The sequence below is a fragment of the Sphingobacterium sp. JUb20 genome (assembly GCF_004342035.1).
Taxonomy (GTDB): domain Bacteria; phylum Bacteroidota; class Bacteroidia; order Sphingobacteriales; family Sphingobacteriaceae; genus Sphingobacterium; species Sphingobacterium anhuiense.
In genome coordinates this window covers 634,305-660,967 of the sequence record NZ_SLYV01000001.1, presented here as the reverse complement: position 1 = coordinate 660,967, position 26,663 = coordinate 634,305, and the positions used below count along the sequence as shown (strand labels likewise).

20 protein-coding genes are annotated in these 26,663 nt (G+C 37.5%); 11 read left to right on the top strand and 9 right to left on the bottom strand.

What is annotated here, in order from left to right; genetic code table 11:
* Positions 1 to 102: 102 nt before the first annotated feature.
* The 3 genes from EDF66_RS02905 to EDF66_RS02895 all read right to left on the bottom strand — a co-directional run bounded on the left by EDF66_RS02905 (position 103) and on the right by EDF66_RS02895 (position 2,174).
* Positions 103 to 474 (bottom strand): hypothetical protein, encoded by a 372-nt coding sequence (locus EDF66_RS02905; protein ID WP_132840423.1) that lies wholly within the window; start codon positions 472 to 474, stop codon positions 103 to 105.
* Between the two features lie 194 nt (positions 475 to 668).
* Positions 669 to 1,949 carry a metallophosphoesterase gene (locus tag EDF66_RS02900; RefSeq protein WP_243655977.1) on the bottom strand — a complete coding sequence of 427 codons (1,281 nt, stop codon included), beginning with the start codon at positions 1,947 to 1,949 and terminating at the stop codon, positions 669 to 671.
* Between the two features lie 33 nt (positions 1,950 to 1,982).
* Complete coding sequence (locus EDF66_RS02895) at positions 1,983 to 2,174, bottom strand: hypothetical protein (RefSeq protein WP_084825366.1); 192 nt, start codon at positions 2,172 to 2,174, stop codon at positions 1,983 to 1,985.
* Between the two features lie 392 nt (positions 2,175 to 2,566).
* On the opposite strand from EDF66_RS02895, the gene EDF66_RS02890 reads away from it, so the two are divergent.
* Together EDF66_RS02890 and EDF66_RS02885 are read left to right on the top strand one after the other, a co-directional pair.
* Entirely contained in the window at positions 2,567 to 3,016 is a 450-nt protein-coding gene (locus EDF66_RS02890) for a hypothetical protein (RefSeq protein ID WP_132840421.1), read from the top strand.
* Between the two features lie 351 nt (positions 3,017 to 3,367).
* A complete protein-coding gene (locus tag EDF66_RS02885) occupies positions 3,368 to 6,064 on the top strand; it encodes an alpha-L-rhamnosidase (protein ID WP_243655976.1) in 2,697 nt (898 codons plus the stop codon).
* Positions 6,065 to 6,410: 346 nt separating this feature from the next.
* Here EDF66_RS02885 and EDF66_RS02880 read toward each other — a convergent pair whose 3' ends face one another.
* Together EDF66_RS02880 and EDF66_RS02875 are read right to left on the bottom strand one after the other, a co-directional pair.
* On the bottom strand, positions 6,411 to 7,466 hold the full coding sequence (locus EDF66_RS02880; protein ID WP_132840419.1) for a serine hydrolase domain-containing protein: 1,056 nt from the start codon (positions 7,464 to 7,466) through the stop codon (positions 6,411 to 6,413).
* Between the two features lie 190 nt (positions 7,467 to 7,656).
* A complete protein-coding gene (locus tag EDF66_RS02875) occupies positions 7,657 to 7,986 on the bottom strand; it encodes a DUF6122 family protein (RefSeq protein ID WP_132767578.1) in 330 nt (109 codons plus the stop codon).
* 408 nt (positions 7,987 to 8,394) lie between these two features.
* Here EDF66_RS02875 and EDF66_RS02870 point away from each other — a divergent pair, with 408 nt between their 5' ends.
* Together EDF66_RS02870 and EDF66_RS02865 are read left to right on the top strand one after the other, a co-directional pair.
* Entirely contained in the window at positions 8,395 to 8,841 is a 447-nt protein-coding gene (locus tag EDF66_RS02870; RefSeq protein ID WP_132840417.1) for a nuclear transport factor 2 family protein, read from the top strand.
* Positions 8,842 to 8,900: 59 nt separating this feature from the next.
* The gene (locus EDF66_RS02865; protein ID WP_132840416.1) at positions 8,901 to 10,706 is read left to right on the top strand and encodes a serine hydrolase; all 1,806 of its coding nucleotides are present in this window, start codon (positions 8,901 to 8,903) and stop codon (positions 10,704 to 10,706) included.
* A gap of 62 nt (positions 10,707 to 10,768) precedes the next feature.
* Here the strand turns inward: EDF66_RS02865 and EDF66_RS02860 are convergent, their stop codons facing one another.
* From EDF66_RS02860 to EDF66_RS02850, 3 genes are all read right to left on the bottom strand, one after another.
* Positions 10,769 to 11,308, bottom strand: a complete 540-nt coding sequence (locus EDF66_RS02860) for a GNAT family N-acetyltransferase (RefSeq protein WP_132840414.1) — start codon at positions 11,306 to 11,308, stop codon at positions 10,769 to 10,771.
* 110 nt (positions 11,309 to 11,418) lie between these two features.
* A complete protein-coding gene (locus EDF66_RS02855) occupies positions 11,419 to 12,267 on the bottom strand; it encodes a sialate O-acetylesterase (RefSeq protein WP_132840413.1) in 849 nt (282 codons plus the stop codon).
* A gap of 218 nt (positions 12,268 to 12,485) precedes the next feature.
* Positions 12,486 to 13,565 (bottom strand): hypothetical protein, encoded by a 1,080-nt coding sequence (locus EDF66_RS02850; RefSeq protein ID WP_132840412.1) that lies wholly within the window; start codon positions 13,563 to 13,565, stop codon positions 12,486 to 12,488.
* Positions 13,566 to 14,026: 461 nt separating this feature from the next.
* Here EDF66_RS02850 and EDF66_RS02845 point away from each other — a divergent pair, with 461 nt between their 5' ends.
* The gene (locus tag EDF66_RS02845; protein WP_132840410.1) at positions 14,027 to 15,331 is read left to right on the top strand and encodes a Gfo/Idh/MocA family protein; all 1,305 of its coding nucleotides are present in this window, start codon (positions 14,027 to 14,029) and stop codon (positions 15,329 to 15,331) included.
* 387 nt (positions 15,332 to 15,718) lie between these two features.
* Entirely contained in the window at positions 15,719 to 16,075 is a 357-nt protein-coding gene (locus tag EDF66_RS02840; RefSeq protein ID WP_132767591.1) for a response regulator, read from the top strand.
* 355 nt (positions 16,076 to 16,430) lie between these two features.
* Here the strand turns inward: EDF66_RS02840 and EDF66_RS02835 are convergent, their stop codons facing one another.
* On the bottom strand, positions 16,431 to 17,036 hold the full coding sequence (locus EDF66_RS02835; protein WP_132840409.1) for an RNA polymerase sigma factor: 606 nt from the start codon (positions 17,034 to 17,036) through the stop codon (positions 16,431 to 16,433).
* A gap of 207 nt (positions 17,037 to 17,243) precedes the next feature.
* Between EDF66_RS02835 and EDF66_RS02830 the strand changes: the two genes are divergently transcribed.
* From EDF66_RS02830 to EDF66_RS02810, 5 genes are all read left to right on the top strand, one after another.
* Positions 17,244 to 18,266: a FecR family protein gene (locus EDF66_RS02830; protein ID WP_132840408.1), complete on the top strand. Its 1,023-nt coding sequence runs from the start codon at positions 17,244 to 17,246 to the stop codon at positions 18,264 to 18,266.
* 24 nt (positions 18,267 to 18,290) lie between these two features.
* Positions 18,291 to 21,596: a SusC/RagA family TonB-linked outer membrane protein gene (locus EDF66_RS02825; protein ID WP_132840406.1), complete on the top strand. Its 3,306-nt coding sequence runs from the start codon at positions 18,291 to 18,293 to the stop codon at positions 21,594 to 21,596.
* A gap of 78 nt (positions 21,597 to 21,674) precedes the next feature.
* Positions 21,675 to 23,318, top strand: coding sequence for a RagB/SusD family nutrient uptake outer membrane protein (locus EDF66_RS02820; RefSeq protein WP_132840405.1), 1,644 nt, complete (start codon positions 21,675 to 21,677; stop codon positions 23,316 to 23,318).
* 23 nt (positions 23,319 to 23,341) lie between these two features.
* Positions 23,342 to 26,053 carry a GH116 family glycosyl hydrolase gene (locus tag EDF66_RS02815; RefSeq protein WP_132840404.1) on the top strand — a complete coding sequence of 904 codons (2,712 nt, stop codon included), beginning with the start codon at positions 23,342 to 23,344 and terminating at the stop codon, positions 26,051 to 26,053.
* Positions 26,050 to 26,616 (top strand): RbsD/FucU domain-containing protein, encoded by a 567-nt coding sequence (locus EDF66_RS02810; protein WP_132840402.1) that lies wholly within the window; start codon positions 26,050 to 26,052, stop codon positions 26,614 to 26,616. Before EDF66_RS02815 ends, EDF66_RS02810 begins: the two co-directional genes overlap by 4 nt.
* Positions 26,617 to 26,663 lie beyond the last annotated feature (47 nt).

Here is a 26,663-nt window from a genome sequence, read left to right as displayed (position 1 = left end):
AAAATAATGAATAGCGTGTACTGGATAGCCTATATAGGTATCAATTAATGTGAAAAATGAAAAGTCTCAAATGACAGATGATGTCACTTGTTTTTTTTTTAACTAGATGGAAAAGAGGGGTGGGTGGAAGATCGTTTCTGCAAAAAGGAAAGTATAGCTCATATCTTGTGGATAGTGCTTGGAAATACGTCGTGCAATGCGATTATTTTTCGGAAATTCGAAGGTGTCAAGATGATGAATAGAAGCTAACTGTTCTAAGTTAACGGTTGCCTGTTTTGCTTCTTTTTCAGCCTGCTTCTTCAGCTTTTTCATGAGTACGCATTGCCCGTTGCAGTGTAGAAGCGGTTTATCAATGTTCTGACAGGATTTAAGGTATTCGATCCTGTTTAATTTGTAATCAACGAGCATACCTATTTTACTAAACGTCTGGAATAAGAACGTCATCAATAGTATGGATATGGTCAATTGTTTCAAATCTGTAAATTTTAAACAAATATACCGGCCTTTTACAGATTGTAATTATGTTTTTCGTGCACATTGTATTGTGTTTCGGGACATCGTTCGGTTGTGGTAATCGTTATTCTGTAAAACTATTTTGAAATCGACAGGCCATCGAATATGAGTCTATGTGGTATTGCCATCAAGGTTAATTTTAATACATTCACTTTTCATCTTTTTAAATGAAAAATAGTAATTTCCGGTAATATGCCAACGCGGCTGGGATAATCTAGATAGCCAAATCCAGCATTGACATAAAGCTGTTGCTGTTTTTCACGATATAGACCTGACCATTCTTTATATTTATATTGAATCGGGCTCCAATGGTAACCAGGGATGTCAATACCATATTGCCCGCCATGTGTATGTCCACTAAAAGTAACATCAATATTGGGGAAATTGGGAACAACCTCCGCTTTCCAGTGGGATGGATCATGTGATAACAGCAACTTAATGGCAGTACTATCTTTAACATTCATCATCGCTTTTGCTAAGTCACCGTAATTAAGCGCATTGTTTGCTCCCCAATTTTCGACTCCAATTATAACGATCTCCTCTTTATTGACCAATATAGTTTTCGACTCGTTTAGTAATAATTGCCATTCTAATGTTTTATGTATTTCCTTAATTGCGACCAAATTTTGTTGTTTAGTCATCTTATTCTTTTCAAAAAAATGGAATCTATTGAAATGATAGTCTCCATAATCGTGGTTACCCAAAATGGAGAACGTTCCTAGCGGAGCTTTTAATTTACTAAATATGGAGAGATAGTCATTCATTTCATGAGCAAAATCATTTACCAGATCTCCTGTAAAAAATATGAGATCTGGTTTTTCTGCGAGTATTAAATTTACCCCATTTTCTACTGCTTTTTTATTAAAAAAACTACCGGCATGAATATCGGAGATCTGTGCAATTTTGATTCCATCTAAAGAAGTTGGCAGATTTGGTAAAACAAGATCGATGTTTTTTACTTGATAATTGTACAGATTAGACTTAAATCCATAAATCAGTGGCATCATGGTAGTTCCTCCAATGAAGATTCCCGATTTGATCAAAAAATCGGATCTACTTATTAAAGGGAGATTTTTATTTATTGATGTATTGGTTTTTATAAGCAATAACTTATTTTTTTTTAAAATCGATAACAATAGGTCGAAAGCTATAAGTGGTACAGCCATTAATTTGCCTAGTGTAAAAGTAATTGGAATAAATGTTAGCCATGCTGTTACATAATTACTCCATTGAAAAAAGAAGCTCAGAAATATACATAAATATGCTACCAAGCAAGTTGACCACCATACCCCGTTCGCAACCTTTCTGTTTGATTTCCAGATTAATAATTTCTTGGTTCGAATGAAAATCAAAAAATCTATAGAAAATAATAAAAGAATGAGTGTAACGTAGGATATCAGTTGTTGAATCATAAAAGTATATGACCATAATCGCATGTGATTATGGTCTTAATAACATTTGAAAATGTTTTAGCTTCTGAAAATTAAGTAAAGAAGTGCTACAGCAGGGAAGATGAATATGCCCAATATGACAGAACTGATGGGTTTTGCAAAATTCAAGGTGTATCCGTGTATACTCGAGCGTGTTTTAGGTACTAATAGACGAGGGTCTGAAGGGTTATAATAGAATACACCGAACTTATAATTTTTTAAATTATCCATTGTTTGTAATTAATGATTTATAATTATGCGTGATAAAGCCTTTAAGTACAGCCCTAAACCCGCTTTTGGTTTCATACTAAAGGTAATATATTTCAAGGTTAATTTCAAATTTTGTTGCATTTTAATTGATTATGGCGATTGCAGAAGTAGACTTTTGTGCAAAACGGCAGAAGATATACTCTCATAAATACTCTTTTAAAAAGAGGTGATAATGTAAGGGAATTTTCATAGTATGAATATGGGTCATTGATTAGATTGTTCGATTGTGAACAGGTAGTGTCCGATTATGGTTAACCTGTTATTCTTGCTATTTATTAATAACCTGTTAATGAGTAAAATATGTTTTTGGTAGAATAGTTGGCATTGAGATTCATGAAAAATATAAATTAAAAATGATTATTCAATTTATTGACTCTACTCTTGGAAAAATCGCTAATCATGCATTGATTATTTTATTCAGTTTATTGTTTATGCTAGCATATGATCAGCAGGAGAAAACGATAGCGAGCACAAAGCTTGATGAAGGAGTTGAAATACTTAATTTTTTCTTGAGGGGCACTTATGGATCTGATTCCAGTTCTGAAACTTCTCGAAATATTGATCGAATTATACAGGATGATGCATCTTATGAGAATCACAAACTGATAAGCTTATTTACGCAAATAAGGGAGGGAAATAGCATTGACTATAATGCTGTGGTTAGCCTAAAAATATATTATGATTATGATTTAAATTTAAAAATAGTTTATAACGATGGATCGTCTGAAGCACAATGGAATAATTATAATGCGATCAAGTATTTAAAGTTATTTCAGTATTGGGTGGTAGGTGCGTTTTATTAAAAGTGATATAGGTGTGGCGTTATTTTAATATATTGAAGATGTTACGATCAACGATGCGTTACTTTTTGTAGATATTGTTGAATTCAAGTTAGTAATAATTGATCATCTATAGATTTTGTTTTTTTATCTTACAAGTTATAAAAATAAACTTTTTGTATTGTTAACGGGCAAGAGCAGGTTGGTACAGGACAGTTATTGTACCAATAATAGTTATATTTGGTCTGTTTGCATACTATTTGGAACCCGTTTTATCTACGTCTAATTATAATTTGCTAGCATAATCTTTTTGAGGTTGATGTCTTGGAATGCGCGTTTCTATAGCTAATCTGAAAAATTGATAAACCTAAGCCAATGATGCATACGAGTTATACGCATATTGAAAAGATGAATAACAATAAATCAAGAATGAAAAATATACTATTGCTGGTGGGCTTATGTGCTTCCTGCAATCTTTATGGTCAGAAAAAGGGAGCTGACTTTGAACCTATCGCACTTCAATGTGAGCATCTGGTCAATCCATTGGGTATTGATGTGGAGCAACCCAGATTTACCTGGATGCTGAAAGACGATCGGCAGGGGGCTAAGCAAATGGCCTATCAAGTTATAGTGGGAACTGACTCATTGTCAATCGTCAATAATAAAGGAAATATCTGGGATACTGGCAAACTGATGAAAGACAATATTCTTGTCCGTTATGCGGGTAAAGATCTTCATGCACTGACACGATATTTCTGGAAAGTTACGGTATGGGATAAGGATGGAAGACCAAGTAGTTCGGACGTTGCTTCTTTTGAAACGGGCATGATGGCAAGGTACAACTGGAAAGGTGCATGGATTAGTGATCATGCGAATGAAAATGATAAACCCGCACCATATTTTCGTAAAAAGTTTACAATGAATAAAACGGTTAAGTATGCTCGGGCCTATATAGCGGCAGCGGGTCTTTATGAGCTTTCATTAAACGGAGCGAAAGTTGGAAAGAACATCCTCGATCCTATGTACACGCGCTTTGATAAAAGGCTGTTATATGTTGTTCATGATGTGACTGCGCAGATTAAAAGTGGAAATAATGCAATCGGAGTGATACTTGGAAATGGTTGGTACAACCATCAGTCACTTGCTGTTTGGGATTTCAACAATGCGCCGTGGCGCAACCGTCCTACATTTTGCATGGATTTACGTATTGTATATACCGATGGGACGGAAGAGACAATCTCATCAGAGCGCGATTGGAAAACTTCTTCAGGACCGATTATATTCAATAGCATCTACACCGGTGAACATTATGATGCGAGATTGGAGCAGAAAGGATGGGATGAAGCGGATTTTGATGATTCAAAATGGAATGGTGTGCGGTATCGCAGTGCGCCTGCTGATTTGATTGTGGCGCAACAGACGGTTCCAATCCGTATGGTAAATACTTTTACGCCCAAAAGCGTTAAAAGAATAGATGATAAAACCTACGTTTTTGACCTGGGGCAGAATATGTCAGGCATCACTAAAGTGAAGGCAAGTGGGACAGCAGGAACGGTATTAAAGATTAAACACGGGGAACGATTACATCAAGATGGGCGTCTGGATCAGTCTAATATTGATGTTTATTTTAGAGGTGACAAAGAGACTGATCCTTTTCAAACGGATATTTTAATACTGAGTGGCAAAAAGCAGGATGAGTTCATGCCAAAGTTTAACTATAAGGGGTTCCGTTATGTAGAGGTGTCCAGTAGTGAACCATTGGACTTAAAAGATCTGAATATTACATCTTATTTTGTCCATAGTGATGTGGCTGCAAAGGGTGAGGTTAAGACGTCGTCAAAGTTGGTCAATGATCTTTGGAAGGTTACTAATAATGCGTATTTATCCAATCTGATGGGGTATCCTACGGATTGTCCGCAAAGGGAAAAAAATGGCTGGACAGGTGATGGCCATCTGGCAATCGAAACAGCATTTTATAATTTTGATGGAATTACTGTCTATGAAAAATGGATTGCCGATCACCGTGATGAACAACAGCCCAATGGTGTTTTACCAGATATTATTCCAACAGGTGGCTGGGGATATGGTGATGCAAACGGGCTGGACTGGACCAGTACAATCGCAATTATTCCATGGCAGGTATATATGTTTTATGGCGATAACAGGCTTTTGGAAGATTCCTACCAGAATATTAAGAATTATGTCGATTATGTGGACCGTATCAGTCCGGAAGCATTGACTACTTTTGGGCGTGGAGACTGGGTACCTGTTAAGTCTACCTCAAATTTAGAATTGACATCGTCCATCTATTTCTATGTGGATGCGACAATTCTAAGTGCTGCCGCGAAAATGTTTGGAAAACAGGATGACTATGAGAAATATGATCGCTTAAGTAAGAAAATCAAAAAGGCGATCAATGAAAAGTTTCTGAATATTTCTACAGGAATTTATGGAAGTGGAACGCAGACTGAATTGAGCATGGCCCTGCACTGGGATGTTGTTCCTGAAGATGTGAAAACAAAGGTCGCTTTTAATCTGAATAAAAAAGTTGAGGAATCCGGTTTTCATCTAGATGTTGGTGTTTTGGGAGCAAAGGCATTGTTGAATGCGCTCAAAAACAATGGTTATGAGGAGTCCGCTTATAAAGTAGCTGTTCAAGATTCTTATCCATCTTGGGGATGGTGGGTCGTTAACGGAGCTACTACGTTACTGGAGAATTGGGATCTTGATGCTAAGCGAGATATATCGGATAACCATATGATGTTTGGGGAAATAGGGGGATGGTTTTTTAAATCTTTGGGTGGGATTTTACCAGATCCTGAGCAACCTGGATTTAAACATATTCTGCTGAAGCCCATATTTCCGAAAACATTGGATCATTCCGAGATTACACATGCTTCGCCGTATGGTGATATTGTATCTAAATGGAAAAAGAATAAGAATATTGTTACTTATGATGTAACAGTTCCGGCCAATGCAACAGCGACCTTTTTTCCTCCTAGTAATGCTAAAGAAAAGCAATCTATGGCGCTTGAGGCAGGCAAACACCGCATAAAAGTACAGCTATTATAGACAGAGATGCAACGGATGTTACTTTTTTACTGTGAATCTATATCCGGATACTTGTACTGTTACTAGCAATTAAGACCGTTTTGATTATTCCAAACGCTATTGAAGTTATGAGCACAGTACGGCGCAGTTGTTGTCGAAAGGTATGTGATTACTTATCGTTTTGGAAGTTCTAAACTGTTCTGTCATTCAGAATAAATACGCTTATCTATGATTGGGTAAGCGTATTTATTATAGTAGTTTTTAATTTTGCGAAGCTATTTAAAAAATGTGTAGTTAACAGGTTTGAAAATGAATACTTCATTGCCCACATTTCCGCTTGAATAGCCATGAAGTGTAGGTGTCATCTTCATTTCAAAAGATTGCTTTCTTTAATAATTCTTCTGATTTCCTGTTCAAAATGATAGGCAATATCAAAATTTTCATTCCCTACATTTTCCATTATGATAACACTGGTTTTTGTTTTTGGATAGTATAAATTAACCGCCGTAAAACCTTCTGATGGGTGAAATCCTGTATGGCCAATTTCAGCAATACTGTCTTTATCATTTATTCGCAAACCATAGCCGTAACCAATAGGATTTTTACTAAAAAGCTGATGTGTGTTGGTTATAACATAACTTGTCATCACTTTGTAGGTGGTAGGTTTTAGAACTTTTCCCTGATGTAAACATGCGTTCCATTTTGCAAGATCGGGTGCAGTAACAATTAAGTGACTGCCAAAAGTATGGCTAGCATCAAAACTTAATTGTTCGTTGCGTCTAAAAGTTATGTCTTGTAGCACGGTATGTCCTTTTGTTAGTAATTGGCTATTGATTTCATTTGGATAATAGCTATCGTTCATGTGACAATTTTTAAATAGTGCTGTCACTAAAGCTTCAAAACTTTTCCCACTTTGCTTTTCAAGAACAAGTCCCGCAACATAATAACCCATATTAGAATAACTGAATGAAGATCCTGGTTTAAATTTCAATGGTTTGTCTATATCGTCGCTGTATAATCCTGAAGTGTTGTTGAGCAGTTGATGGACGGTGACGGTATCCGCCCAAGTATATTTCAAATCAGGCAAATATTTACGAATAGGTTTTTTCAAATCAATTTTCCCCTTTTCTACTTGCTGTAAAATAAGTGCAGCGGTAAATTGTTTGGCTATGGACATGGTAGAAAACTTGTCGTCCATTTTTAAGGGGATCTCTTTGCTAAAATCAGCTCGTCCATATGCTTTTGCATATTTTGTTATTCCATTTTGTTCAATGTAAACTACTCCATTAAAATCTCGTGGACTTTTAGTTAGCAATAAACTATCAATTTTTGTTGAATAGTTATCTTTTAATTGTGCTGATGAATGGCAACTTGTCAATAGAACTGTTGTTGCAAGAAATATTAGTTTTAAAATTGGCTTCATTTAGCTTCGGGATATAAATATCAAAGTCTAGTTTTTAATGTCGGTCGATAATAGGTACTGAACGCGAATCAGTTCTAAAAAAATGGTTCTAGTATGCTCTTGATGTTATGATTAATAGTTGCGCTCTTTGTTTTGCTTGTAATCATCAATGGTGTAATTGTCTAATAATTACCTTTTAAGATCTTGTTGATCAATGCCATTGACAGTCTTGCCAGTCTGTTAACATATGAAAGAGTAAACCAACCGCAATAATTCGAGTTTTCGGAAAAAAGAGTAAGATAAAGTATACTGCAATTGCATAATAGGAGTGAAGTGGATGAAAGCCTATACTGCAACGATCTGGTGCGAATATTGGAGTCGCTAACAAATGATCGAGATCAACCAGCATTGTAGCAATCATGATTAACCAGGCACGTTTCCATTGTTTTCTAAAAAACACATACGAAAGTAATCCTGGAGCTAAAAAATGTAAGGTATAATGAATGAATGTCTGTAGGTAATGTAATGTCTCAATATTCATTTAATAAACAAAATAAAGTGATAGATGTAGTTTTTCGGCCTCTCTAATTTCTGCAAATATAAGGATCAAAAAGTGAAATATTGAAGGAAATCACATCCTGATTAACGGTCTTTTTTACTGGAAGAAAGACTGCCAAAGATGACTTTCGATCCTTCATCTTGTCGGATTTTTATTGAAGTGATCAGTGGAATTGTCGTCCTCATTGATCTTTTCTTGTATAAATTTTGGAAAGTATCGCTATTTGGCGCAATTGCAATTCAGGTTGATGTCCATATTTCACCTATAAATTCCCTGTATTCACCGAGTTTTTCCTGAGCTTAGTCTAAATGTCATCGTGTTCGATTGATTTACAAACTATTTTTGAATCAATAAAAGAACGACTAACCATCAATATAAAATAAAGACATTATGAAAACTTTAGTAAACACATTCGTAGCAGTAGCCTTGATCGTAGTATCGACTTTCACTATGGCGATCGCAAAACCAAAAGTACCGAATAAAAAAACAGTTGTCAATCTATCGACAGCAACGCTAGCTATCGACCATTACGTAGCGATTATGACTGCGGGTGAATCAGCAGGTCTGGAAAAACTTTTTACTTCAGATTTCACCCAAAAGATAAACGCAAAAGAAGGGCGGACCAATAATCGTTCAGAAGTCGTCTCATTCTTAAAAAAACAAAAAGGAGATCAACTGAACTGTAAAACGAGTACCATAATCGTAGAGAATTCCGCTGATTATAAAGTAGCGAGAATAACAATGCAATTTGAAGGATTTATTAAGACTGATCTTGTAACTTTGGTCAATGACGGCGGTAACTGGAAAGTGTCGCAATCGATTACTACATATCAGTAATTCATTTGCAAATCATAAAGGAATTCAGTGTTCAATTTTTACTTTTAGCCAAGATAAATATGATGATTATAAAACCGCTCTCCCTTACAATTATTCTTGGAATGTTGGTAGGAACTGCTTCTGCACAGACCCACATGACGATTCAGGAGGGTATTTCCAAGGTCGAAGCTGGATTAATCCCACCAGTCCGTTTTGAGGGTGAAACTTCTTGGGATATCGTTTCCCGGATGCAGTTTTATAACGTTCCTGGGGTGAGTATAGCTGTTATCAAAGATTCAAAAGTTATCTGGAGTAAAACGTATGGCTATGCAGATCTTGATTCTAAAACGCCAGTAACTTCAAAAACACTTTTCCAGGTAGCTTCGATGAGTAAGCCTGTAAGCGCTTATGCGGCTTTGAAAGCCGTGGAAGAGGGAAAGTTAGACCCTGATAGTAATGTTAATGTATATCTGAAGTCATGGAAAGTTTCTGAAAATGAATGGACTAAATCGAAAAAAGTTACACTAAAAAATATTGTGAGCCATACTGCTGGTTTTACAGTAAGTGGATTTCCTGGTTATAAGGTAAGTGATCCTCTTCCTACTGCTGTTCAAGTGTTGAATGGCGTAAAACCTTCCAATACCCCTGCAGTTTTTGTTGATAAGCTTCCGGGGGCTAATTTTCGATATTCAGGTGGTGGATATACGGTGATGCAACAGATGCTTTCGGACCTCGAGGGGAAAGATTTTACGACTATTATGCGTGAAAAAGTGCTTCTCCCTCTTGCTATGCACAACAGCAGTTTTGCACAGCCACTTCCAGCAGCACAAGCACAGTTCACAGCTACAGCCTATGGTGTCGATGGACGTAAAGTGGAGGGACGATACCATATTTATCCGGAGCAGGCTGCTGCGGGTCTGTGGTCTACGGCCGAAGATTATGCTAAGTTTGTCATCGATATTCAAAATACACTTAGTGGCAAAAGCAGTAGGGTAATTTCCAAAAAAACGGCAGAAGAATTTACGAGTCCGTTTGTTGAACCTTTTATAGGTTTGGGCATTTTTCTAGAAAATTACAACGGAGAGGTTTATGTGACCCATGGTGGTTGGAATGAGGGGTTTAGTAGTAGCTTTATTGGAAGTAAAACAAGCGGTGACGGAGTTGTGATTCTTACAAACACCAACAAACCCCTGTTTATCAATGAGCTCGTGAGATCCGTTGCATTAGTCTACCATTGGCCCAACTATATTGCACCAACTAATCAAATTCTGCCGTTAAGTCAGCAAGATTTAAATGCTCATTTAGGGAACTACAAGTTTGAAAAATATGGTTTTATCAAAGTCTATAAAGAAAATGGTAAACTGATGACAGTTCGCAATGTGGATGCTCCGGTGGAACTTATCAAAGTTGGGGAAAATACATTCGCTATGCGAGACTGGAATTTCAAGGTGAGTTTTGATATGGATTCAAGTTCTGGTAAAAAAGAACTTGTACAGACTTTAGCTGATAAAACTGTTCGATCTAAAAGTCCTCAGATCGGCAGCGATGAAATTGTACCCTTAGCATTAATTTTAGAAGGTCATTTTGAAAAAGGTGTAAAGGCATATCAAAAGGCAAAACAAGAGGATAGCCAACATGAGCAGCTTTCAGAAGGCTTTCTGAATGGTACAGGATATGAACTGCTCCATCAGAAAAAAAATGCTCAGGCTATTGCTGTTTTTAGCATCAACACGATCTTGTATCCAGAGAGTGAAAATGTCTACGATAGTTTAGCTGAGGCTTATCTCAAAGACGGACAGAAAGAAAAAGCAAAGCAGAACTACCTAAAAGTACTTGAAATCAATACTAAAAATGAAAAAGCCCGTAAAATCTTAGAAACGTTATAATCTTGAATGCCATAGTCAGGAAATTAAATTTAAGACTATGGCATTTAAACCTGTTTTTATGATTATGGTCTTAACGTGTAGGTAACTATATTTTCTATGTTTACGTGTTTGTTGTTATAAGTCTGGTTTTCAAATACAAAATTTAGCTTTTTCAATATTGCTACAGAACTGCTATTATCTGATGAAGGAAATGCAGTAATTACTGCGGCCTTCAAATTATTGAAAGTGAATCTAATAACGGCCTGTAAAGCCTCTTTCATATAGCCTTTTCCCTGAAATTCTGGTAACATTTCATAACCAATCTCGACCATATCAGATTCATGATCAAAGTTCCAGCAACAGACCGAACCGATTAAAGTATCATTGTTACTTAAAGTGATCACCCAGTACAGACACTCTTTATTTTTTACCATTCCATTGATTCTTTCAATGTATTTGACTGCCTGTTTTAAAGTCGTCGCATTGTCCCGGCCAACAAAATTGTTTGTAACTGGATCGGAATGTAGTTTATGAATGAAGTTATAATTCTTCCTGAGTATTTTTTTTAATGTTAACCGTTCTGTATGCAGCGTTGGAAAATCTGTAAAATTTAAGTTCAGCATATGTTCTGTTGAAATGATTAAAAAGGGCTTTTTAGAATTTCTTATTTAATACATGTATTGGAAAACTTTTTTTTTATGATAAAATCAAACGTTATTATTTTTTGTGCTACTTATGAAATACCAAGAGCTTTCATTTTTATTAAAAATTCTTCTTGAGAAATCTCTCCTGAACCAAATCTGTGTTGCAAGAGCAGCTTATTTTCATTTTCAGTCATAGGTCTTTTATATAGATCTTCTACTCGTGCTTTTTCATTTAATAATGGTGTAGTTATGTGCTTTAATTTGGCAAAAGCCTCATAATATCGAACCCCTAATATTCTTTGAGATTTTGCATCGAAATGAAGCTGATCTTCATTTGCAGTCAAATTTTTGGCTGTTACATAATAACAATGTGCGTGTGACTGTGCATACTTTAACAATTCTTCATTGACTTTGGGGTAGCTTGTAAAATATTGGCCATAAAGCCCGTTTGTTAAGAAGTTTCCAATCTCACCAATAATCAAAGGCAGATGCGGAGCGTCCAATTGTGAGCGTAATTCAGTTATTATTTTTTCAAATTTATCACTATAATGTGCCGCAGTGTGGGCAAAACTATCGTTCTCGCCCTGATGCCAGAGTATGCCTGCTAAGTGGCTGCTGCGCATCGCTAACTTCGCTTGCGCAACTGCATGATCAAAAAGTGCACCTCCAATAGACCAGTCATCTAGGCTTGTGCCGCCATCTGCACAGGGTATGAGTCCAATTTCAAGTTCTTTGTTGTGTGCTTGCCATGAGGCTGCGAATGAAGAACTAAGGCCAACCCCTGCGGTAGAGCGGTCATTATGGATAGGTTCAAACATGATCTGCCACCTGCCATTCCGTAAAACTTTAATATTTTCATTTAATATCTGAGGTACATCATTTAAGTAACCTCGGCCTGCCATATTTGATTGGCCAATGAGTAAAAAAGACTGTATCATTTGACTGTATTCAATTATTCCTTATTATTATATCAAACCTATAGGAAAAATACGATATAAATGTAATAGCGATGAATTTTTTAATCGCTAAAGATGCTAAAGTAATTGCAAGGAACTGAACTGATGCATGTAAAAGGTTTTGAAAGTAAAATAAAAGTGCGGAATATATTATCCCGCACTTCCTTAATTGTTTACATCGTATTAATAGTTCTCACTTATTAATACCTGACTTGCAATGCGATCTCACCTAAATCAGCTAGGTCGGTCTGAGTTGTAAATACAACGCGACCTTTTTTAGACAGTACTTCCCAAGCGATATTGCTAACAATATCATCTATGGCATCTTCTTGGTTCGCATCGTCAACGAGATCAAATGTTCTTTCGTCTGTCATGACTACAGGCTGCGAAAAATCATTATTAATAATTAGAAGTTCCCCGCGACCATCCAGGGAAGCTTGATAGATTTCTTGCAAATCCGTCAGTACTTTACCTGTTCCTACGGCTTCTTTCATCTGACTGATGGCGTCGGTACGTTGCTGCTTTTGTAATGTTTCAATAATCTCCCAAGATTGCTTTACAATTTCATGAGGAGCAACGTGATTATAATTTATTGGAGCATGTCCAATATAGGCCGCTGGTATATCAGCTACTTCTTGTAATTTGACATAATTATCTTCTGTACTGATGACCACACAAGCCAATCCGGTATCGTGATGCAGTTTTACGAATGCCTTATCGACGGTATTTAAATATTCACGCACCATATTATCTACTTTCCGGGCATTACTGGCTTGATCTGCGTTGGCCACCTGAAGCGTATTCTCCGGAAAGGGAAAGTCATCATTCTTTATTTCAGTAACTATGCTATCATTTACGGCTTCATAAATTTGTACACCACTTTGTGATAGTAACATCAGCAAATAGTTTGTACTTCTATTATAGGATTTGATAAGTGAGCGAACAGCGAATCTTTCGGAGATATGTACGCCTTCACGACTTGTTTCCCATGCTGATTTTATTATTTCTTCGGTATCATTAGATAGAAAAATATGGAGACTGTCCAGATTATAATTGAGATCGATCTGCGTAGTTATCGTTTGTATTTTTTCCAATAGGGGGACTATTGTTTTTTTATCAAACGTTGTTGTTAATCTATCTTCGGCTTCTTTAAGTAAATTCTTCAAGGAAACTGCATCTGTGAGGTTATCCGGGTGAGTACGATGCGTATTCAGCGAGATGGTTACACAAGGATTACTTTTTACATTGGCGATTTTCTGTAATTGTTCTTTTAATATCATAACTTTTACATTTTATTTATCAGAAATTTAATTTGAAACTGATAATTGTTGAGTGTTTTGTTAAGATAGTTAAAAAATGTTTAATATCAAAGAAATCAGGGTACAATAATCACATTTCAAAGCTTGAAATTCTATTATCAAACTATCTGAAAATAGCATTTTTATGTGCTCCAGGCCAATTACATCATGGACTATAGAGCTTCATATAGCCATGCATGCAGGATACCGATTCTATGCGGTTGGTCTTATTGATATAGCAACTGATAAAGTATTGGTTTTGAGGGTGCAGGAAATATGGGGAATACAATTGATATATTTCAATTTGCTATTTTTTTTGTTTTTTTGGAATAAAATATGGTTCTTTATGTATTAAATGTCTTTAAGACAAATAAACTAGAATGATGCACACCCTTTGTATTATCGCTCGATCAACCAAATTAACCAACAAATTTTAAACAATTATGACTAACACATCAAGAAGAAAATTTATTAAGAACTCGACAGCTGTCGTTACAATAGCTGGTCTAACTTCTATATTTCCTAAGCTATATGCTTCAGTGGGTGCAACTCAAAAAATTCGTGTTGGTGCCATTGGTATTAACGGTATGGGATGGTCTGATTTGAATGCGATCCTTAAACATCCAGATGTTGTCTGTACAGCACTTTGTGATGTGGACAACAATGTTTTACAGAAGCGGATAAAAGAGCTTGAAGGAAGAGGTATTTCGGTAAAAGGTTTTAACAACTACCGTGATTTATTAAAAAGTAAAGATGTGGATGTCGTGGTTATCGGTACGCCTGATCATTGGCATTGTTTACAGATGATAGAAGCTTGCCAGGCGGGGAAAGATGTTTATGTTGAGAAACCATTGGGTAATTCGATCGCTGAATGCAGGGCGATGGTGGATGCAGTAAAGAAAAGTAAATCCATTGTTCAGGTAGGGCAGTGGCAACGCAGTCAACAACATTTTCGAGATGCAGTAGCATTTGTGCATTCCGGAAAGCTGGGTAAGATCCGCTTGGTAAAAGCTTGGGCATACCAAGGTTGGATGAAAAGTATTCCTGTTAAACCTGATGGGCCGGTTCCAGCAGGTGTGAATTATGACTTGTGGTTGGGTCCTGCAAAGAAACATTCTTTTAATCCGAATAGATTTCATTTTGATTTTAGGTGGTATTGGGATTATGCTGGTGGCTTAATGACAGATTGGGGTGTTCATATGCTTGATTATGCACTGCTAGGGATGAAGGCGACTAAACCGATTTCAATTATGGCATCTGGAGGGAAGTTTGCTTATCCTCAAGATGCAGCCGAAACTCCAGATACGCTAACCACGGTATATGAGTTTGAGGGTTTTAATGTGCAATGGGAGCATGCTACAGGTATTGACGGTGGTCCTTATGGAAAGGATCATGGCGTGGCTTTTATTGGAAACAATGGTACTTTAGTGCTTAACCGAAGCGGTTGGGAGGTCATTCCTGAAAAGGGTCGCATGGATGGCATTGCTTTTCAGCGTTCAGTTGATGACGGTTTGAATCTGCATGCGGTTAATTTTATTGAAGCAGTGAAAAGCAGAGATTCATCGACTTTGAACTGTCCTGTGGAGGATGGGGCTGCAATCGCGATATTTTCGCAAATGGGGAACATTGCCTATCGTACGGGAAAGAAGATTTATTGGAACCAAGAAACCTGGTCTTTTGGAACTGCAGATGCAGATAAATTAATATCGGCATCCTACCATAATGGTTATAAGCTACCTACAATTTAAAATAGTATGATCAATATATTTTTGTAATGCGAGCATACAGTGCTGATAACAGTAAGATGTTGTATGCATTTGAATCTATTAAATGGAGGGCATTGAACATGAAATTAGAGACCAGGTACTTCCGGCTTTAACTAAACCAGATTTTTCGATGTGGTAAATAGATTAGAATGTTTATAATTGTTACTTGACAATAGAACGCGAGATGTTGATGGCTCTATAAAAAGTTTTCTAATTATCCTACTAGTGTGTTTATGTTAAACTTTTGTGATATAAATTTAACTATACATTTTATTGATTGTCAATTTGTTATCATGTTTAAAAGGTGTTGATTAGGTCATTAGAATATTAATTTTATATCTATATATTTGTGTCAAAATTGTTGGAAATATGAAAAAAAAGGTTGTGCTTATTCAGGATGATGAAGATATCCTTGAAATCATGGATGAAGTTTTGACGGATGAGGGCTTTGATGTTACTTCATCATTAACAACCGAACCCATTGAAAATATCGACAAGATCGAACCCGATGTTGTGGTAGTAGATGAGCATATTAGGGGAGGGAAGAAAGGTACGAAAGTGATAGAAGAGTTGAAAAGTGATCCAGAAACAGAGGATTTATCGGCCGTGCTTACTTCAACATCATATGATTTGCCTCAAACAGCAAAAGATTGTAAAGCTGATGACTATATCGAAAAACCGTTTGATCTGGATCACATGGTTGATGTTGTCAAAAATAATTCTTAACAGCGGAAAATTTAAAGTTTGTTCCTGACATGATTTTATATATAACTGATTTGAACGTTTTATTGTAAACATATTAATCTGTTGAGATTTAAATAAGTTCAAATGGCTTATGATAGAAAAAGGAGATACAAATAGTATCTCCTTTTTCTATTTCAGAGGTATACTCCAAACTGAAAGGTTTTTATCATTTTTCCATCAAAATAACTTTCTTATTTCTTAAATCGTGTCTTGTTACTAAGCTTGTGGACGTTAGGTAAAATTGTACTGCTAATAAATGGGCAAGGAATGCGATTTTAAAATCTATATAAACCTTTTACGTTTATTTAATAATATATGTTCATCGAATTTTAGTAAATCATTTTACGATCTGAAAGTACAATACAATAAGGGAAAAAAGGGAATTTCCTATCTGACCAAGTTGTGCTCTTAATGATTGTATAGCTCTTTGGTGTAGCTTATAAGTACCTTTTATTGAAATTTCCAAAATTTCGGCAATTTCTTTAAATGAAAGCTGTTTCACATATTTTAGGTACAGCATTTCCTTTTGTTTTGAGGTAAGATGACGGAAAGCGTCTTTCAACTGTTTATGAATTTCCAATCGTTCTTCTTCACGAATAATGGTAGATTCTATAGGTAAATCCAATTGAAATGAATAATGCTCTTCGTCAATAGGCTCATGTAGGTACTGTTTGGAGTCGCGCTGACTATTTAGGAGAAGGTTACGCAAGGCCCGGTGCAGATAACTGCGTGGTTGCTTAATATCCTGAAGTGACTTTCTGTTTTCCCATAATTTAAAAAACAGGTTCTGGATGATATCTTTAATAACCTCATGATTGTCTGTAAAGCGTAAACCATACAGAAATAAACTGTTGAAATAATTCTCATAGATCACTTTAAATGATGTACGGTTTCCCGCACAGAAATTATTCCACTCATGATTATCGTGTTCTAGTAGTTTCATTAAAAATAGATGCTTAAGCTTCTTTTATCAGCCAACCAAATATAAGAATTTATATGATTTCGATCTGTTATCTGATGCGCTGAATTATTTTTGCTTGATAATCAGTGTGATATGTTTTTTTTTAATGATTGGGTGGGGTAAAGTTTGAGATCTTGTGTCTTTTAATAGTACGATGTACAAATATTGAGAAGAACCTAAATGACTTAAATGAAACTACCTGAAGAAGATGAGCTTTTGCATGATTTGTATGAAAATCAGGAATTCTGTAAACTATTAGCACGTTCCGAATTTGTCGAACAAGATGAATGGGAGCAATGGTTTGCCGAACGGCTAGCGTATAGACCTGTTTCTTACTTAGCTAGAACTTTGTATGAGCTGCAGTATTTTGAGCAATCCGTGTTTAATGGCGATGCGTATGCATCAGAGGTTTGGTCGGCCGTTGATGACTTTGTTGAATATTCGGATTCACCCGTATCTCGAACTTCATTCTTGAAGCGGATGGTTAGCAGTTGGATTCCATATGCAGCAATGATCTTCGCTATATTATCGCTTTCGCTATGGTTCAATATGCCTTTGGATTATAAATCTGTTGATACTATTGCAATCGTTTCTGCAATTGACCAACGTTCTGTATCACTTCCGGATGGCAGTCGGGTCATCTTAAATAAGGGTAGTCAGATTAAATATCGCGAAGATGAACATGGTAGACATCTTGAGCTTGAGGGAGAAGCTTATCTACATGTTGCAAAAAAATTAAAAGATAAAGTTCGGGTACCGTTTACAGTTAGAGGAGATGGATTTGAGGTGAAAGTTCTTGGAACGCGTTTCAACATGATCAATAATAAACATGTCAAGTTAATTGCTCTGGATGAAGGTCGTGTATCAGTTGATCAGTTTGATAAAAAGGTCATCATGGCACCTGGACAAGTGGTCAAAAGTGAAGGAAATGAATTGAAATTGGTGCCGATTAAAGCGGTTCTCATGAATGCTTGGCATACGGGCGTGTTGCAATTGAATAATACGAGCCTGCATGAAATTGTAACCTGGTTAGAAATCACACAAGGCGTAGATATTGTAAATAATCTACCAAAGGAAATACAGGGCTTAACGATGAGTGGCGAGATTGATGTTCGGGACCAGGAAAATCTTTACCGCTCTATAAGCAGTATTTATAACATTGAAATTGTTAAGGAAAATGACCAAATAATCTTTAAAAAAAATAATCAATAAAACCATAAATCTCAAAATCAAATTATGAACCGCAACTGGACCAAACAATTCGTCTTGATGTGGCCTGGCCTTCTTGTGCTTAGTCCGCATACAGCCCGTGCTGCAGGCATGTTTAGTGAAACGAATATAATCGTCATCAGTGAACAGCTTAATAATAGCGGCAAAGTCAGTACGATGAAGTTAGATGAGCTTTTATCCCTGATTTCAAAACGGGAAAAAATCTATTTTGTATATGCTGATCAGGTGCTTAAAAATCAATCAATAGAAAATTTTGACAGTGCTTCGATAAGATTGAAAGATCTTCATATTTTATTAGCTCGCATAAATCTGAAAGCTGAAAAAATATCTAGCAATCAGTATATAATAGCGTCAAAAGCAATATCAAAACGGCATATTGTCTATAAAGAGGTTGAGTTGCTTAAAACGTCACAAGAGAAGAAGGTAAAGGGCGTGGTGAAAGATGGTCAAGGAGGCACACTTGCTGGTGTAACGATTAAGAAAATGGATAGTGAAGTTGCGACGCATTCGGATGAATCGGGGACATTCGAAATTAATGCTGTTGAAGGGGATAAATTACAGATTAGTTTCATCGGTTATGAAACACAGGTGGTGACGATTCCTCAGAGTGGAAATCTGACGATTACATTACAGAGTGTTGTTAATAATCTGGACGAAGTTGTTGTTGTGGGATATGGTACACAGAAGAAATCGGATCTTACTGGATCGGTTGGTGTGGTAAATGTTGGAAAAGCATTAAAATCTAAACCCGTCACGAATGTACAGGAGTTGTTGGCTGGAACTGTCCCGGGGCTCAATATAAGTAAAGGAAGTGGAGCAGTCGGTAGTGGTGCTACCATTAATATTCGGGGGACATCCACTATTGGAGGAAGTTCTGGCGCATTGATTTTGATTGATGGTGTGCCAGGAAATATCAATACGCTCAATCCTAATGATATCGAAAGTGTTTCTGTATTGAAAGACGCCGCTTCGGCATCGATATATGGCTCTCGTGCCGCGAATGGGGTGATCCTGATTACGACCAAAAGTGGTCAGGAGTTGGATAAATTAAGGATAGAACTGAATAGTTCAGTAGGTATACAATCGCCACAATTTCAGATTGATTTTGTAGGCTCTGAAGATTTTATGAGGCTGTGGGATCAAGCTTTGGCTAATGATGGTAAGACACCTCTTTATGGCCAGAAAGGATTGGAAGATCTTAAAAATGGAAAATATGCAGATGTAAAATGGTACGAAGAGATTTATAAACGTAATACTTTGATCACCAATAACTATCTGGCTTTTTCCGGGAATACAGAAAAAATGAAATATAGATTTTCGGCATCGCACGATTATCAGAATGGGACGTTACCGAATAATAATTACAACCGTGTGATCCTTAAACCCGATATGACATTTAAACTTTCGGATAAATTAACTGCGCGAGCTAATATTCAATATACAGAAACTTATATCAATACACCCCAGGGAGGAGTTGAATCCTGGCAAAGTCAAGCTACGCGTATAGCACCGATAAATTTTATCAAAAATTCATTTGGTCAGTATGGAACAGGTTCTGCTATTGCGAATAATCCAATTGCGGGTGTACAGGAAGCTGGTTATAATAAACAAAAGTATAAGGAGCTGATGGGCATTTTTGAAGTGGTATTTAGACCGATTCAAGATCTCGAGTTTAAAGGGAATTTTTCACGTTACACCTATGATAATTGGAGTAAAGATCGGGTCTTGACTTATAATCTTTACAATGATAAGGGGGAGGTCGCTTCTGTGCAGAATAGAACAACAGGCTTGACGGAAGGAGTGAGTAATAACTACCGAAATATGCTCCAATTTACAGTAGATTATAACAAGAAAGTTGGTGATCATTCCATCAAATTGTTAGGTGGATTTTCACAGGAATATTTTAATACATCAGAATTTTCCGCATTTAGAGAGAATCTCCCTTTTGGAGAAGTCGATGTGCTTAACAGTGGTAGTCAAATAAATATGAGATCTGCAGGACAGGCTAAAGATGTAGCCATTCAATCGTTATTTGGACGTTTAAATTATGATTATAAAGGTCGCTATCTTTTGCAGGCAAATATAAGAGGTGATGGTTCATCACGATTTGCAAAAGGTTATCGTTGGGGTATTTTTCCTTCTTTTTCAGCCGGATGGAATATCCATCAGGAAGATTTTTTTCATTGGGATTTAATTTCCTCTTTAAAATTAAGAGGTTCTTGGGGAATATTGGGTGATGCAGAAAAGGTGGGTAACTATGCAACTGCTGCTGTGTTGGCCTATGAGCCTGCGATGTACGGGTTTAATGGTTTGGTTGTTCCGGGGGCATGGAACAATGTGTCGATCAATCCCAATATCAGTTGGGAAGAATCGAAACAGACTAATTTTGGTCTGGATCTGGGAATCGCCAAGACAATCAATTTCAGTATTGATTATTTTCTAAATAATAGGGATAAGATCTTGTATGCTCCTCCAGTACCTTCAGAATTTGGTTTAACAGGACCTTTAGACAACCTGTTGAAACTGAAGAGCTCTGGTTTAGAAGTTTTGGTTGGATACAAGGATCACAAAAATGATTGGAACTGGGCCGTGGACTTTAATACTTCTTTTTCCAAGAATAAAGTCCGGGATTTAGCAGGAACAGGACCTTGGATTGGTTCCTCAACCTATACCGAGGTCGGGCATACCTTCAATCTTCCTTATGGATATCAAGCTATCGGACTATTTCAATCTGAAGATGAAATTCAGAACAGCGCATCGCAGGGAACAAATGTTTTTCCAGGGAACATCCGTTATCAAGATCAAAATCATGATGGCGTAATCAATGGGGAGGATCGTGTGATTTTGCGGGACAAGCCCAGTATTCGATTTGGTATGAATATCAGTTTGGGATGGAGAAATCTGGATATGATGGCTAATTTTTATGGAACATTACAAAATGTACGTTACATCAGCGGTTATGAAGGCTGGGCATTTTTTCTAACACAGAATGCAAGGCCTATGCATCTGGATAATTGGACAACAACGAATACCGATGCGAGTTATCCAAGATTGTCCTTACAAAATACTTCTAACGATCAGCAGTATTCTGACTATTGGTTAAGAAAGGCCGACTATCTCAAGATTCAGAATGTGCAGGTGGGATATACGTTTCCCAAACGTCTTATGGATAATTGGAAACTCAACGGACTTCGGTTATATCTGTCGGGACAGAATCTGGCAACGATCACTGCATATCCTGGGTTTGATCCAGAGGGAAGTTATTATCCTCTATCCAGAACGTTTTCATTTGGTGTTAATCTTAACTTTTAAAAAAGCATGAAATGCTTGTCCGTATAACATGAAAACAAGTACTGCATGCTGTTTCATTGCCTTTAAAAATATACTATCATGAAATTTAATTTTATAAGCAAAATAATAATCTGTGCATCTATTCCGGTGCTTTTTAGCAACTGTGAAAAGTTTTTGGATAGAGATCCATTATCTGAGGCTGCAGAAAAAAACTTTTGGAAAACAGAAAATGATGCCTTGGTGGGGCTTAATGCAGTATATACAGCATTACCTGGCGAACGGGACTTTTGGCGTGATTGTCAAAGCGATAACTCTGTTATGACCAATGCTTGGGGTGAAGGTGGCCTCGGGTATATCAGTATGGGTAATCATAATGCGGCGACTGCTTACGTTCAGGAGGAGTGGAGATATGATGATATTCGGAAATGTCTTTATTATTTGCAACATTTAAGTAAAATGTCTTTTACGCAAGATCTAAAAAATAGACTTGAAGCGGAGGCTCGGTTTATTTTAGCATTGCGTTATTTTAGAATGGTGCAACATTACGGTAATATCCCATTGATCAAAGATGAACCGATCAATCTTGATGAAAGTGCATTACCGCGGACAGATAAAAACCTGGTGTTGGACTATGCTCTTGAAAATGTGGTTTATGCTATCGATCATTTACCGGAGCATTATACTGGAGCAAACTTGGGAAGAATCAACAAGGGAGCAGCCTACATGTTAAAAGCAAATATCTATTTACATCAAGCCAGTATCAAACAATATCATGAAGGAGCTGCAGATTCACAGTTGTGGAAACAGGCCTATGAGGCGGCATCCGAAGTTTTAAAAATGGGATATGGTTTAGTCGACGATTATGCGGAGGTGTTTAAGCAGGCCAACAATCTCAATACGACTGAAGTAATCTTGGCAAGACAGTACGTGGAAGATAAAATAACCCATATGTTACCAGTACTGGCTTCTCCGGCAGGAACGGGGATAACAGGAAATGGTTGGGCAAGTTTTTGTCCGACCCGCGAACTGGTTGATTCTTATCTCTGTACCGATGGTAAAGACATTCGCAGTTCCAATTTATATGATCCGGCAAAACCTTGGGAAAATAGGGATAAAAGGTTGAAAAAAACATTTATGTTACCGGGTGAACCTGTATTGCGTCCAAATGGCAAATATGCGGCTTACCAACCTCACCCAGCTTACAATATGGGTGAAAAAATCAACAGTGAGGGCGGGGGAATTACGGGGTATATGTACCTGAAGTTTAACGAACCGGAGTATGTTAAAACAGATGCTGGTTTTGCCAATTGGCCTATTTATCGCTATGCTGAAACCTTACTGATCATTGCTGAGTCATTGAATGAGTTTAAACCTGGTGATCTGCAGATCAAAACCATGATTGATCAGATTAGAAAGAGGGCAGGCCTACCTTTGTTAAGCAATAGTGATTTGTCAGATCAGGCTGTTATGCGTAAATTGATTCGGGAAGAAAGACGGCATGAGTTTGTTGCAGAACATAAGCGATATTTTGACATATTACGCTGGAAAATTGCGGAAGATGTACTGAATAAAAATGCAGAGGGTATCAACAGTAATCAGAATGATCTGATCGGTGACTGGACTAAACCGAGATTTCTTGCTCAAAACCGAAAATTTGAAAAGAGTAAACACTACTTATGGCCAGTGCCACAGAGTTCAATTGACAAAAATAAAAACCTACTGCCTCAGAACCCAGGATGGTAATAAGGCATGATAAACCGTAAATAATGAACAGAAGAAATTTTTTAAGGAATTCAAGTTTAATCAGCTTGGGTGTTTTGGCGACACAGTTTCCGGCATGGTCCCGCAGTATTTTTGCATGGGAACAACCAATTCATAATATTGAAGCCGATAAGGCTATAGATCCCCAATGGCTAGCTTCACTATATGAGCGTGGAGAAAAAATCAAGTACTTTAAAAGTAAAAATGAGCTCAAATATATCGGTATGCCTATTGGAGGACTTCATACTGGTACTGTGTATATCGGAGGGGACGGCCGGTTGTGGCTGTGGCAGATTTACAACGAATCTTACGATGGTATGAAGGAAGGTGTAGAACCGAAAATAGTGCTATGGAACAACGGTAAAGAACAGGTCCGGATTCGTCCAAGAGATGGTTCTGCTTATATTGAGCCGGCTATTGCAGATAATCTACGCGTACTGGAACAGGGATTTGCAATCTCTGTGTATTATAAAGGTAAGCAGTTGATAAAAGAGCTCCGCGAAAACCATTGGGACGAAATTGTATTTGAACCCTCGTACCCGACGTGTACAGTGACTTACAGTAGTGCTGATTTTCCGGTTGATGTAAAGCTTACGGCTTATTCTCCTTTTATTCCGTTGGATATCGAAAATTCTTCACTGCCTATGACTGCGCTGCATGTTGAAGTCGTTAATAAAACTGATCAACCATTGGATGTATTGATTAGTGGCTGGCTAGAAAATGGGGTTCATAAGAATAGAAAAGACCTTTCATCTGTCCGTAAAGTGTCGGTTTCGAAAGATCTTATTGATGGGAAAGCGTTATTTTTCGAATGTCAACAGGTTCCGGAGAAAGATCTTTTAGCCAGTGATTATGGCTCTATGGCCATATCGTGCCAGCACAGTGATGCGATTGCTGTAGCGCAAATTAAAGAATGGCCTATAAACCCTGCTGATCTAATCAGTGAAGCAGGGTCTAGCAATATCGGTTTTAATGAGTTGCAGGTTGGGAGTCTTACTGTTAAAAGAAAGATACCTGCTGCTACAAAGGTTAAAATCTCTTATGCGATAAGTTGGCATTTTAACAATGTTCATCCTAAGCTGAAGGAAAGAATTAAAGATGCGCAGAACGGTTATTGGTACGGAACAAAGTTTAGTAATGCTTATCATGTACTGGAGTATTATAATCAGGAGAGAAATAAACTGGACGAAAACACATTATTATGGGCTGATACGTGGAATGACTCGACGCTTCCGTACTGGTTCCTGGATCGCACTTTTGTTAATATCGGAACTTTGGCTACAGCCAATACGTATCGGTTCGCAACGGGCCGTTTTTGGGGCTGGGAAGGTATCGGTGCTTGTGCAGGAACCTGCACACACGTCTGGCAGTACGGACAGGCCATGGGACGTATATTTCCGGAGCTGGAGCGTAATCTGCGTGAGGTCACGGATCTAGACATTGCCTTTAAACCAGAGACTGGGGCGATTATTTTTAGAGCCGAATATGAAAGCCGTCCTGCTATAGATGGGCAGGCAGGTGTTGTACTTCGTTTTTACCGGGATCATCAGATGTCTAGCGACAATGTTTTTTTGAAGAGAAATTGGGCTAATTTAAAAAAAGCGATCCAGTTTATTATTGATCAAGACAAGAACGGCGACGGTATGACCGATACACCTATGGAAAATACGCTCGATGCGGTTTGGGAAGGTGAGATATCATGGATTGTAGGTCTTTGTCTGGCTGCTGTACAAGCTGGAGGGGCAATGGCTACGGAAATGGGAGACAGGAGTTTTGCAAAATTGTGTTACGATTATGTCAAGAAAGGCTCCGTGAATATGGATAAAGAACTCTTTAATGGTGATTATTATATTCATCGTCCCAATACAGAATCTGGCCGTAAAAATCTGGGTTCTTACAACACTTGCCATATTGATCAGGTGTATGGACAGGCATGGACTTTTCAATTGGGGATGCCCCGTATCAATGATCAAAAACAGACATTGGCGGCTTTACGTGCTTTATGGAAGTACAACTTTACAATGGATTTAGGTCCTTATATCAAAACGCATTTGAATGGCCGGCCCTATGCTCTTGCCGGAGAGGGGGGGATGGTGATGAATACCAACCCTAAAAATGAAGCGAAAGCTTATGGGGAAAATGAAACCTGGCAATTGGGTTATTTTCATGAATGTATGAGCGGATTTGAACATCAGGTAGCCGCGCATATGATGGCAGAAGGTATGGTGGAGGAGAGCTTAGTTTTGACCCGGGTCATTCACGACCGTTACCATGCTGCAAAGCGGAATCCATTTAATGAAATAGAATGTAGTGATCATTATGCCCGTGCCATGGCAAGCTATGGTACATTTGTGAATGCTTGTGGATATGCGTATCATGGTCCTAATAAATACTTGGCTTTTGCACCGAAGGTATTGCCAGAAAAGTTCAAAAGCCCTTTCACAACAGCAGAAGCATGGGGAAGTTATGAACAGATTCAACAAGATACTGAACAGACAAGTCAGCTGTCTGTGGCTTATGGAAATTTACAGCTGCAGAAGTTTTCGATAGGTAAGGTCAGAAATGAGCCTGTGCAAAAGGATCGACTAAAAGCAGTTCTAAATAATAAACCCCTAAAATTGTCGAGAGTAGAGGATGCTTCGGATAAATTAACGGTAACATTTCAGAAGGAACTGCAACTGAACAAGGGGGATTTACTTCAGATTAGCTGGTCATGATAAGAAGATTGAGAACTATAATGGTATTGCTGCTGATACTTTCTTTAGTCGCTTGTCAACCCGCCAGTGTTCAGCAAAAGGGAAGCGTAAACAATAAGGATTGGCAACAAAGGTTGGAAGAGCAGCTGCCTTTATTGGGACATCGGAACTGGATTTTGATTGTTGATAAGGCCTACCCAGCACCTAATAATTCGGATATTGTGATGATCAATACTGGAGCAGAAATGATGGATGTGCTGCGCGAAATGGACAGTATATTTCAGATGCAAGCTCATATCAAACCGATTATTTATCAGGATGCAGAACTCAATTATCTGGATGAGGGTTTAGTAAAAGGTGTAGATAAGTATAAAAAGGAGGTTAAAGCCCTCTGGAGTAAATATACTGTTCAGGATATTCCACACGAAGCGATATTCAAAAAAATAGATGAGGCATCAAAACTGTTTAAAGTGGTTGTTCTTAAGACGGAATCATTACAACCTTACACCTCGGTATTTATAGAGCTTGACTGTGGCTACTGGGATGCTAAACGGGAGGACTCATTAAGGTCACGTATTCGCTAAATATTTAAGTTTTTTTTTGTCTATTAATAATTCTAAAGACTTAATTG